Below are 13274 nucleotides of genomic sequence, written 5' to 3' on the forward strand. Positions count from 1 at the left end.
AATCATGCCGCTGGAATAAATTATGGATTAACTTTGGATTAGTATGGATTATTCTACGATTTGAGGATATAAAAATGACGTTCATGAATATGCAGCGAAAAAAGGAGGGTTTTCAGGGGCAAAAGGCCATAGTGATTCCCAAGCAGATTATCTCCAGCCAATGTGCCGGCAATTCCATCATCGGCCATTTGTATGTGACTGATATCGGATATTATCCGAAAGCAAAATTTCATTATCGGGAGCGATTACATGGTTCAGACCAGTATATTTTCATCTATTGTATAGAAGGCAAAGGAGTTGTTTCCATTAAAAAAGACCATTATACTATTGAAGGGGGAGATTTCTTTATTGTACCCCCGAAAGTGGCGCATTCCTATATGGCTGATGCAGAGAATCCATGGACTATTTACTGGATACATTTTAAAGGGACAGCTGCCGATGCGATAACTGAAATGTTTTTGACGAGGAATAATGGCTATAAGGGGTTTAAACACTATAATGATCATAGTCTACAACTTTTTGATGAGATATATCATCATCTTGAGCGCGGCTATAGCATTGATCATCTTATTTACTCTAATATGTGCCTGCTACATTTTCTGGGTTCATTTTTATTTCCAAAGAATGAGAGCCATCAATGGTCGGTAAGCCAGGAAGATAGTCACAACATAGCAATTGATTTCCTGAACAGGAACCTGGACAGCATGCTAACCGTGGAGGATATGGCCCGTTCGGTCAACCTGTCTCCGTCTCACTTCAGTTATGTATTTAAAAAGAAAACCGGTTTCACGCCTATTGAATATTTCAATCATCTGAAAGTACAGAAGGCCTGTCAGTATCTTTTGTTTACCAAATTAAGAATAAAGGAAATAGCGTATGAATTGGGGATAGAGGATCAATCTTATTTTTCAAGGTTGTTTACAAAGGTGATGGGAATTTCACCAAATGAGTATAGGGAAAAAAGAATAGACTGATTACCCGACTAAATCATTTTAGCAACCCCATCGGCTAAAATCCGGTCACTCTTTGTTAATTCCCGTAAACTCCTTCTCCATTTTTCACAATACTTTTCCACCCAGCATCACCCAACTGTAGTTATGAAAACAATTGTAAACGATTACTCTCATTCACCCAAGGGACAACATCCTTTATTGCACCCACGCGAAAAACTGTTTTATTATGAAAAGAAATGTAAACGATTACGTTCCAGCCTGGCCTTTTTTTATTATAGAATGATGCAAACGTTTGCAATACACTATTAAAAGGGGATTCCATTTAGTAAAACCAATTCCTACATCCATGATTAAACGACTACTCTTACAATGGTCGGTAGCCCTCCTATTGCTTCAACTGATAGGATTACCCACCACCCACGGGCAAAGCCCCCTTACTGTAAGCGGTACGGTACGCTCCGGCAATGAGACTCTCATTGGCGTGAGCATCTACCAGAAGAATAATATCAACATCGCTACCAAAACAGACGAAAACGGTCATTTCAAAATTACTGTACCAGACAATGCTACCCTCATTTTCTCCTTCATCGGTTATCACCGCCAGGAGGTGAGTGTCAACGCCCGTCCTGTACTTAACGTGAACCTCGTCACCGAAGACAAAGCCCTCGGTGAAGTGGTCGTAGTCGGCTATGGCAAGCAAAAAGCACCTACCGTCACCGGCGCCATCTCTACCGTAGGCGGCAAAGAGCTTGTCTCAACGCCGGTCTCTAACATCACCAATATGCTCGTAGGCCGTGCCTCCGGCATCAGCGCCGTACAGGCCAGTGGTGAACCCGGTCAGAATGCTGCCACCATCCACATCCGCGGTATTGCGACCCTGAATGGCCAGGACCCGCTCATCGTGATCGATGGTATCCAGCAACCCGCAGAACAACCCTATGTAGTACTCAATGCCATGGATGCGAACGAAATCGATGGCATCTCTATTCTGAAAGATGCTTCTGCCACCGCGGTATACGGTATCAGGGGTGCCAACGGTGTCATCATCGTCACCACCAAAAGAGGTAAAATCAATAAACCCACCTTCGGCTTTACCGCCAATGGAGGTTTTACAAATGCCACCTCCCTCCTGCCCATTCTCAACTCTTATCAGTACGCCCTCTTCCGCAACGAAGGTGTGCGCAATGCGGAAGCCGCCGGCAACAGCAGCTTTGATAACCTGCTCTTCACTGACAAAGAATTGTGGAAGTTTAAAAACAACAGGGACTATACCGAGGATGAAATCAATAACCTTGAAATCGGAAATGGAGACAGACAGGCACTGGCCAACAGCCCCGCCCTGTACTATACCTCTCACAACTATTTCAAGGAAATATTTGGCGGAAAGGGGCAACAACAACAATATAACATGAACATCTCCGGCGGGGTGGAAAAAGTAAGGTATTTTGCTTCGCTGGGTTATTACCATCAGCAGGGGATCCTTAATGACTACAACTACGGCGGTGCCAATACGAATTCCAATTTCAAACGCTATAACTTCCGTTCGAACTTCGACATCGACGTATTCAAAAACTTCCAGATCAGTGTGAACCTGGCGGGTCAGTCAACCGTTGGTCACGTGCCCTCAGGCGGCTATAGCTCTAACGACCAGGGCGACCGCTACCAGCTCATTATCCAGAAGATATTTGAAAGCAGCCCCTTCGTAGGGCCTAACTTCGTGAATGGTAAACTGGTAAATGGGTTTATCGGTACCTCCGGCGATGGCATCAACCCCTTGGTAGACAAGGGCGGCAGTGGAGTATCTCCTATCAGTGATTTCCTTGGCGCCGGCGTACTGAATCAGTATATCACTACCCTCACCAGCACCGTGAACCTGAAGCACCAGATGGACTACATCACCAAAGGCCTGAACCTGAGTGGAAAGATCGCCTACGATGACAGTTATACGAAAGGCTTCTACGAACAGACCAGCATTCCACTTTACAAAGCTATGCGTGATCCCAATAATCCTAACAATATCGTGCTGGCTGGTGGTCAGTTAAACCCTGACTATACTTCCGACAACTGGGGCAACGGCGCCTGGCGCAAAGTATACCTGGAAGCATCGATTGACTATGCACACAGCTTTGGCAATCACAACATATCCGCGCTATTCCTGGGTAATGCCCAAAAGTATACCGCGCACGATCTTGCCTATAACACACCTTCCGGGTTGATGGGCTTAGTAGGCCGCGTTACGTACAACTTCAATGAACGCTACCTGCTGGAATTCAATATGGGGTTAAATGGAACTGAAAACTTCGCCCCTAAGCGCCGCTTCGGGTATTTCCCCGCAGTATCTGCCGGCTGGGTTGTGACAAAAGAACCTTTCTTCCCCAAAAACAATGTGCTCACCTGGCTCAAACTCCGCGGCTCCTATGGAGAAGTAGGTAGTGACCGGCTGGAAAAACGCCGGTACCTGTACCTGCCCAATGCATGGTCATCCAGCACCAGCGGGTACTATTTTGGCAACAGCAATGGCAGCAATGCGAACCCTTACTTCTCAGGCGCAAGCGAAACCACCCTCGGTAATCCTGAAGTGACCTGGGAACGTGCAAAGAAACTGAACCTGGCCGCTGACCTGCGTTTCTGGAAAGATAAGGTGACCCTTTCCGGTACCATCTTCAGGGAAAAAAGGAATAACATCCTTGTGAACCTGCAAACCATACCGGCTACCTATGGCGTATCCTCCTCCATCGTACCACCTGCCAACATCGGTCGCGTGAGCAACCAGGGGTATGAAATAGAACTGGGGTACAATGATAATATCGGCAATCTTACTTACTTCCTGCGGGGCAACTTCTCCTACGCCCGGAATAAGATTGAATACATGGCAGAGCCTTCTTATCAGTACCCATGGATGAACCAGACAGGTTATAGCATCGATCAGTATAAAGGCTATGTTTGGGATGGCTTCTTCAACACCACTGAAGAACTGAATAACCGCCCGTATAACACCAACGGCAACCAGGCAAGGCTGGGCAATATCCGGTATAAGGATATCAACGGCGATGGCATCATTGATACCAAAGACCAGGTGCCTATCGGCTACTCTAACCTGCCCCGGATTGCTTACAACCTGACCATCGGTTTCTCTTATAAAGGTTTCGATATCTCTGCCCTCTTCATCGGTACGGCACAGGGTTCTTTCCCACAATCCGGTTATGTGCTGAGCACTCCTTTTGCCAAAAATGTAGGCGCTGTATTCCAACCCTACTACGATGGCCACTGGACACAGGAGAAGTATGACAAGGGCGAAAAGATTACCTATCCATCCTTCTCTTTCAGCGGTTCGGGACCCAATAACCTGTTCAGCGACTTCTGGCTCAAGTCTAACAACTTTAAGCGCCTCAAGAACCTGGAAATAGGTTACAGCATCCAGGACAGGGGGTTACTCACGCGCGCGCATATTCGCAGTATCCGGTTCTATGCCAATGGTAACAACCTCATTACATGGAGCAAAGAAGTGATGAAAGGTATTGACCCTGAGCTGGCGGATGATGGCAAGAATAGTATGGGATATATGTACCCGCTGACCCGCACGTTCAATTTCGGTACTAATATCCAGTTCTGATTCATTAAAAATTATTCGGGATGAAACCTTACTATATCATATGCATGGTGCTATTGCTGTTTGCCTGCCAGAAGGACTTTCTGCAAATGCCCATTTCTAATACAACAACAACAGATTCGATATTCTCTACGACCATCAAAGCGCAGGGAGCTATCGCCAACGCCTATAAGAAAGTTCTGTGTCAGGGGCTGCCCTACCAGGGTAACTGGAACTCACTCATCCAGGACAATATTTCCGGCGCCCTCACTTACGGCTTCTCCTGGACATGGGGTTATGGCATTGCCACCAGTACCGGTCTCACTGCCACCGGCAATACGGAAGACATGGACGGCTATGCTTACAACTTTACTGCTATCAGGCAAGCCTACCTGGTCAAAGAAAACATCGACAAGGTCACTGACATGACGAGTGCTGACAAGACCATTGTGAAGGCAGAAATGACGGCTCTCATCGCCTACACCTACGAACAGATGGTGATCATGTATGGCGGTGTTCCTATCGTGACCAAAGCACTGACTGTAAACGATGACCTGAACATTCCCCGTGCACCTGTGGCAGAGGTGATGGACTCTATCAGCAGCTGGTGCGATGCCGCTGCGGCTATTTTACCATCTGTATGGCCTTCGACCTGGACAGGCCGTATGACAAAGTCCGCCGCCCTGGCCATCAAAGCAAAGGCATTGTTGTATGCGGCACGCCCGCTCTTCAATACCGCTACCCCTTATCTCGATTTAGGCGCCAGCAATCAGCTGATCTGCATGGGCAATGCAGATGCCTCCCGCTGGCAAACTGCCGCCACCGCCGCCGAAGCGGTGATCAAAGAAGCGGAGACCAATGCTGGTATTAAAATCATCAACACAGGCAATCCCCTGGATGACTATGGTACCGCAACGTCCACCCCTGCCAATGCTGAAATCATCCTGGCTTTTAAATACGACGCCGGCGGCAGCAGCATGAACACCTTTTACAACATGCATACCTGGCAGGCCTATGGGAATGGCTTAACCACCAGTTATCTCGAGAACTATTACAAAGCAGATGGTACCGACCAGGTATGGCCCACGGCCACTACTGCCTTCTCTGACTATACCACCCGTATGCAGGCCATGGAGCCTCGTTTCAAAGCGAGTTTCAAAGCATGGGAAATAGATACCTGGAACAACCCGAACGATAATAACTGGGCGAATTCCAACCTGTTTCAATGGGCCATGAATGTAGCCGCTGTACCTGTGAAGTTTTATTACAAGGCAGGCACCCGCAACTGGTTTGAGTTCCCCATCTTTCGCCTCGCAGCTTATTACTTATCAGCAGCAGAAGCGTACAATGAAATGGGGCAACCCGCCAATGCCCTCGCTAAGCTCAATATTATTCACCAGCGTGCCGGCCTGCCTGCTATTACAGAAACGGACGTTGCGAAACTGCGTGCCATTATCCAGCGGGAATGGGCTGCTGAATTTTTCGACGAAAACTACTGGCTGCATGACATCAAGCACTGGAAAAGAGCAGACATCGGTAATGGCCTGATAGGCGGCGTGATCCGCACCCTGCATTTTAACAATGATGTAGGATCAAAAATGACAGGTAATACGGACTATCATGATGGTAAGATGTACCTGGGCTTCTGGGCACCCCGTCAGTTCCTCAATCCTTTTCCGCAAACGGAAATCAACAAGGGTACCCTGGTTCAGAATCCCGGCTACTAATCACGCTTTAAAAATTACTACACATGCGCTACAGAACGTTGCTATATATGCTGGCCTTTTCCGGTAAAGTGCTGGCGCAATCCGTTCCTGATTCGATACCTACGGCATCCGTGTCAAAGGTATCCGGAGAGGAACTGTACAAGACACCGGCAGCCAACATCACCAATACCTTTTACGGCCGCCTGCCGGGTATCATTACCCAACAAGCCAGCGGTGAGCCGGGCTATGACAATGCCAGCTTTGTAATAAGAGGGATTGGTACTTACGATAATAATGACATTGCCATATTTGTGGATGGATTCCAGGTCAATAATACCTACTTCCAATATTTATCGGCTGTAGAAATTGCCTCCGTTACATTGTATAAAGATGCCGCCGCACTCGCTGCCTTTGGTATGCGTGGGGCAAATGGTGTACTTTGGATCACCACTAAAAGAGGCCGTGCAGGCAAACCTACTGTACAGGTACAGGTCAGAAATGGCGTTCAACAGGCAGAACATATCAACAAGCCATTGCGGTCTTACGACTATGCACGTCTCTACAACCAGGCTGTGAGCAATGACCTCTATGCCGTGAATGGCCATCAGTATATATATACACCTAAGTATACCAATACCCAGCTGGATGCCTATAAAAATGGTACCGGTACTGATATAGACTGGTTCGATGAAGTGCTGAAAAAGAACGCTGTATTCAGAGATGCGAATATCACCTTCAGTGGCGGCGATACCACTACCCGCTATGCACTCATTGTAGATTATATGAAGAACCAGGGTTTGTACAATGTGGAGACCAATGCCACTACTTCGAATGCACAGATCCAGCGCTTTAACCTGCGGGCCAACCTGGATTTTAGCTTCTTCAAAATATTCGAAGCAAAAGTAGACCTGGGTGGCCGTATTGAAGACAGGCGCTATCCGAACTTCAACGGGCCAAATTTGTGGAATAATATGGCCGTATACCCTTCCAATGTATACCCGGTGAAAGACGAAACGGGCAACTGGTCAGGTACTACCATCTACCCCAACAACCCGGTGGCATCGCTGAAAGCATTGGGCTGGGCATCCACACACGACAGAACATTGCAGGCGAATTTTAACCTGAAGGAAAAACTGGATTTCATTACGCCCGGGTTATACCTGAATGAAGCGGTGAGTTTCAATACATGGACCCGGAGCTCTGCCAGCAAAACAGCCACCTATGCGCGGTATTACAATGGTGTACAAACCACTACTGATATCACTTCTGACATCGTAGCCAGTGCCAGTGTGCCCACGAACCAGTACGACTGGAAACAGGCGAACCTGAGCGCGGGGTATGACCGTACTTTTGGCCCCCATGCTGTGCATGCGCTGGTGAATTATTTTGCGAGTAATTATATTGAAGACTGGAATGGTAATTTCAATGGTTCAGGATATAATACAGGCAATAACATCTTTCATCACTATACCAACCTGGGAGGTACCATCGATTACAGGTACCGTGAAAAGTATATGCTGGGCTTCGGTTTTGGGTATAGTGGTTCAGATAATTATGCCATGGGGCATAACCATGGTTTCTATCCGGCCATATCTGCAGGATGGATTGCATTAACCGATCCTTTATACCTGAAAGTCAGGGCCTCTGCCGGCAAATCAGGGAATGAAAACTCTGCACAGGGAAGGTATCTTTACCAGCAGTATTATGGTACATCCACCGCATTTTATACCGGGGTGACCAGTTTGAATTCCAACACCGCTATCGCACCTACCTATATTGCCAACCCGGACATCTTTGCAGAGCATAGTATGAAATACAATGCAGGCTTTGATATGACCCTGTTTAAAAAACTGGACATCACAGCAGACGCATACATGGATAAGCGGAGCGGCATTATTACTTACGATATGGCAAGTTATGCCGCAACGATCGGTACATCGCTGATGTTTAAGAACATCGGGAAGATGACGAACAGGGGGTTTGAACTCACGGTGAACTACCATGATACCTGGAAAGGACTGGGGTATCATGTAGGCGGCAGCATGCTGTATCACAAGAACAAGGTAGACTACAAAGCAGAAATTGCCCCTGTGAACAGTTTTAGTAAAACAACGGGCTTATCTACAGGTACACCTACAGGTCTGATAGCCGAAGGGTTTTACCAGGTGGAAGATTTCAATGCAGATGGGAGCCTTAAATCAGGACAACCCGTACCTGTGTTTGGTGCGGTACAACCAGGCGATCTGAAATACAAAGATCTTGACAACAGTGGGTTCGTGGATCAGAATGATGTGACTAAAATCGGGCATCCGGCCTATCCATCCTTGTATTATGCATTCAATGCATCGCTGGATTACAAAGGATTTGACGTGGCCATTTTATTCCAGGGCGGGGCAGGTGCAGATTTCAATATGCTAAATGCTACGACCCAGACACTGGCTTTCGTGAACAATAACAATGCCTTTGCAATCGCCAAAGGTGCCTGGGCTTATTACCCCGCAGAAGGCATTGATACCCGGAGCAGTGCTACTTATCCCCGCCTGACTACACAGGCAAATACCAATAACTACCGGAATTCCACTTTCTGGATAAAGAAAAACAATTACCTGCGGATCAGGAATATAGAAGTAGGATATTCTTTGCCAGAGGCATTCCTGAAAAGAGCACACCTGAGCCGTTTGCGCCTGTTCATGAGTGCCACCAATCCTGTGACCATCAGCAAGCTACTAAGGGACTACAACTTTGATCCGGAAACACCGATAGGATACCCTGGGCTGAAGTCGTACGTCGGTGGACTCAGTGTTTCTTTTAACTAATAAAATGACCATCATGCAAAAACTAACATGCTATATAATCATTTTGCTGGTGCTGAGTGCCTGTTCAAAAGACTTTCTGAATACGAAGATAGATTCATCCGAAACAGATAAGACCATCAGTTCGGATTACAGCACCCTCATTTCGCTGGCCAATGCGCCGTATGCATATATCAGGAACGGCTTTCTGGCTTTGGATGATAACCTCTTTGCAGCGGCTACAGACGAAGCGGAACAAACATCCGGCAGCTCCGCCGCACAGCTCTTTAACCAGGGAAGCTGGAATGCGACCACTAACCCGGATAACTATTACAATAGCTATTACATGGGGATCAGGGCGGCGAACTACTTCCTGGAGCACTCCGTGAATTACAAAGATATCTTAGGCACTAACAGGGATACGATCTCTGCCGCCGGGGCTATCAGTTACAAAAATGATGTCGCGAATGTGGCATGGTACAGGGCGGAGGCACATATCTTAAGGGCATATTTCTATTTTGAATTGTCTAAAAGATATGGCGGCGTACCACTGGTGACAAGAGTGCTGAATGCGAATGAGAATACAATTATGCCGGCGGTTACTTATGATAGTGTGCTGAACTTTGTAGTGAACGAAGTAGAACTCTATAAAGACAGTTTGCAGGTGAACTGGAAGACGTCTTCCTTTTCCAACTACGATGGCCGGTTTACAAAAGGCGTGGCACTGGCGTTGAAAGCAAGAGCCTTGCTCTTTAGGGCCAGTCCCCTGCACAATACAACCGGGGATGTGAACAGATGGCAGCTGGCAGCAGCGGCGGCACATGATGTCATTGCCCTGGGGATATACAGTTTATCGACAGACTACAGGAAATACTTTTTGCAAAGTAATACATTAAGCAGTGGTGAAACGATATTGGCAATCAGGCAGGCAGCCAACCATTATATGGAAACGGTGAACTATCCTATCAGTACTTCCGGTGGTCAGAGCGGGGTGACACCCTCTGAGAACCTGGTGGCTGATTATGAATACACAGGTACCCCTGATCCGACCAATCCATATGCGAACCGGGATCCAAGACTGGGCATGAGCGTGGTGACGAATGGCAGTACCTGGAATAACAGGGTCATCAATGAGGCACCTGGGGGTACGGATGATATGGCAAATACAAATGCGAGCAGAACGGGGTATTACCTGAAAAAGTTCCTGAATGATGGGTTGAACCTGGTGCAGGGAGGAACGGCTACGCACCATTGGGTGATTATGCGATATGGAGAGGTATTGCTGGAATATGCAGAGGCGATGAATGAAGCGTACGGTCCGGATAATGATAATGGGTATGGGTTGACTGCACGGGCGGCGATTAATATGGTACGGGCACGTACGGGGGTAAATATGCCGGCGGTGACCGCTACTTCCCAGGACGAGTTCAGGACTGCTGTAAAACATGAGAGAAGGATAGAACTGGCATTTGAGGATTACAGGTATTGGGACCTGCTGAGGTGGAAGGATGCGGGAACGGCGTTAAATAAGCCGCTTTTAGGCGTGAAAGTGAATAATGGGGTATATACCACCTTTACGGTGGAAGAGCGGGTTTTTGATGCCGGGAAGATGTATTATTATCCATTTCCGCAAACGGAGGTGAGCATTTCGAAGGGAGTGCTGGTGCAAAATCCGGGTTGGTAATAATTATTTCATTTTTCACAGGTAGAAATTTAATTTCATGAAACAGTCTATCATCATATTCATTTTATCGCTATTATGGGCATGTAAAAAAGACAAGGACACCTATGGTATTCCGAATATTTACATGCCACAGGCGCTCAATGTATCCGGTGGCATCAGTGCAAACTATCCTGTACCTACCGGTACAGATTCTTCCACTTATAATTATGCCATTGACGCCGCTGCCAAAAAGCTCAATATTATTCTCGGCGTAGCGCAGTCCAGTACGAACAAATCAGAAGGATATACTGTCAATATTGTCACCGATGCTGACACTATTAATCTTCTGAAGTTTAATAATATCCTGGATGCCAATACATTACTGATGCCTGCCGGGCTTTATACCCTTCCTGCTGCTGTCAATGTTCCTGCTGGAAAAAGTGAGGGGAACTTCTTGTTATCCCTCGATATTGACCAGCTCAAATCTTCTGACTATGAAGGAAAAAAACTGGCACTGGCAGTTCGCCTGCAAAGCGCAGGAAAATATGCAATAGCAGCCAATGCAGCTGTTACTATCGTAATAGTAGATGTAGATGCGCTGGTAATAGGTCCATCAAAAGACATCTCTTCCCAATATCTCAAAAACACCTCTACTCCATTCACTGTAGCCGGTATGCACTCCGGTGGCCGCTGGGGTACGCTAACAGACTGGATCGCCAACACAGCCGCCAAAAGCCATGATGGTTATGGGGGGTATGCGAGTGATGAAGGAGGTACGATAGACATGGAAAGCGGCTGGGGATCACCGGCTATACATAACGGCAAGATCTGGCAAACTACCAGTAGTGCGCTGCCGGCAGGCACTTATACGCTTGATGTATCGAACCTGGACTGGCAGGGAACAAAAGATCCGACTTATATAGTAGTGGCACCGGGATTAGATACTATTCCGGATTATGGGGATATAAATGGGAATACGACGATTCATTATACATTGTTCAGTGCTCCGAAGATTACGTTTACATTAACAGAAGAGCGAAAGGTGACGGTGGGTTTTGCGGTGAACTATGTACAGGATCAGCAGGGGTTTAAGATTTATAGTGTGAAGTTGTTGAATTATCCGAAGCATTTGTAGGAGATAACCGGGCTGTCTTATGTTTTTTGGGGACAGCCCGGTTATTGTTAGCCTGTGGATTCTCCCCAATTTTTAGTATATTGTCTATACTATGAAACAATTATCCCCTCAAAAAACCGCCCCCGGCCATTCCGCTGTTGCTCATCATACGGCTATCAAAGGCATCTCTCATCCCGCTGCCTCCACAACAGGCTTCCCCATTCAGCGAAAAGCCGCCTTCGATGTGGAGCCTGACGATTCAGAAAAGGTGCCCACGGAAATAGCAGAGCAATGGAAGGCCACTGTAGAACTGGCCTTGCAATCACTGGTCAATTCAAGTCCTGAAATGAAAGAATTAATAACAGAAATACAAACCGACGGACTGAATGTAAATTTTATTCTTGCAAATACTAACCAAACTGCTAAAACCGCCATTGGCAAAACCAAAAACCCGGAGGTTCCTGCTGTTATTGATGCACTGGCAACAACTCCCGAAGGACAGTTAGACGTAAGTCACCTGACTTCCGCTCCCAAAAAAGAGCTAAACATCTACATTTATAAGCAAAAGATTGATGGCGCGGGTATGACATTACAGACCCGGTATGATTTATCTCACCCGCAAATTCATAGTACGATTCTACATGAGCTGCTGATGCATGGACATCCACACCATGAACATATAAAATTAAGGGAAGAGTTAACAGACCGGCCCCAAACAGTGGAGAACAAGATTGAGGAATTGGAGAAATACAGTATTCCGGAATTATTCACCAGTTTAAATGCAATTGTTGAGGCGAAAGATCATAAGCTCCTGTCGCTGTGGCAGAAAAAAGGAGAAGCTGCAAAGGCATATAAGGATAACGACCTGGTGAGTAGCAAAGAAATGGTTTTACATCATGTAAATGATATATTGGAACATATATCTATGGATAAATTTGATGACAAAACCCGTGAAAAGCTGGTAGAGGAATTAATCAGTATTTCAGCAGAGATGGATGATACGAAGATAAAGGCAGCCATTACGGATACGGCCAGGTTACTGCATGAAGAAGTGCTGAGAAGCGGTACTAAATACGGCGTTTCTATGACTGAAGATAGAAAAAGTGCCATTGAAACCTTATATTCAAAATTTCCTTCTCCGGAGGAAAAGAGTCCTTTAACTTCAAACGAGGAAAGCGAAGAGTCTGAAGAAAAACTACCCCAGGTGAAAAAGAAGAAATTGATACCTCAACCACAAACCAGGTCTTCCCTGCCATTCCTGCCACCACCTAAAAACACCCCTGGAGGTAATTCGAACCCGGGGCCTATACCATTTTCGCTGGACACATTCCCATCAGGAAAACGGTCGTCACTGTTTGATACTCTTCCCCAACCACAAAATACACCTACTAACAGACCATCACTGTTTGACACCCTTCCCCAACCACTAAATACACCTACCAACAGACCATCACTAT

7 protein-coding genes are annotated in these 13274 nt (G+C 46.6%); all 7 read left to right on the plus strand.

Features of this window, described 5'->3' with window-relative positions; genetic code table 11:
• Positions 1–83: 83 nt before the first annotated feature.
• Positions 84–974, plus strand: coding sequence for an AraC family transcriptional regulator (locus ABDW16_RS16540; protein WP_343671175.1), 891 nt, complete (start codon positions 84–86; stop codon positions 972–974).
• A gap of 325 nt (positions 975–1299) precedes the next feature.
• A complete protein-coding gene (locus tag ABDW16_RS16545; RefSeq protein WP_343671176.1) occupies positions 1300–4566 on the plus strand; it encodes a TonB-dependent receptor in 3267 nt (1088 codons plus the stop codon).
• A gap of 20 nt (positions 4567–4586) precedes the next feature.
• Positions 4587–6269, plus strand: coding sequence for a RagB/SusD family nutrient uptake outer membrane protein (locus ABDW16_RS16550; protein WP_343671177.1), 1683 nt, complete (start codon positions 4587–4589; stop codon positions 6267–6269).
• 23 nt (positions 6270–6292) lie between these two features.
• Complete coding sequence (locus ABDW16_RS16555; protein WP_343671178.1) at positions 6293–9064, plus strand: SusC/RagA family TonB-linked outer membrane protein; 2772 nt, start codon at positions 6293–6295, stop codon at positions 9062–9064.
• 13 nt (positions 9065–9077) lie between these two features.
• Positions 9078–10724 (plus strand): RagB/SusD family nutrient uptake outer membrane protein, encoded by a 1647-nt coding sequence (locus ABDW16_RS16560; protein WP_343671179.1) that lies wholly within the window; start codon positions 9078–9080, stop codon positions 10722–10724.
• A 37-nt stretch (positions 10725–10761) separates the two neighbouring features.
• Complete coding sequence (locus tag ABDW16_RS16565; RefSeq protein ID WP_343671180.1) at positions 10762–11838, plus strand: DUF5013 domain-containing protein; 1077 nt, start codon at positions 10762–10764, stop codon at positions 11836–11838.
• Between the two features lie 91 nt (positions 11839–11929).
• Positions 11930–13274 (plus strand): hypothetical protein (locus tag ABDW16_RS16570; RefSeq protein ID WP_343671181.1); only part of this gene is annotated, 1345 nt, incomplete at its 3' end.

It is taken from the genome of Chitinophaga sp., assembly GCF_039596135.1.
GTDB lineage: Bacteria > Bacteroidota > Bacteroidia > Chitinophagales > Chitinophagaceae > Chitinophaga.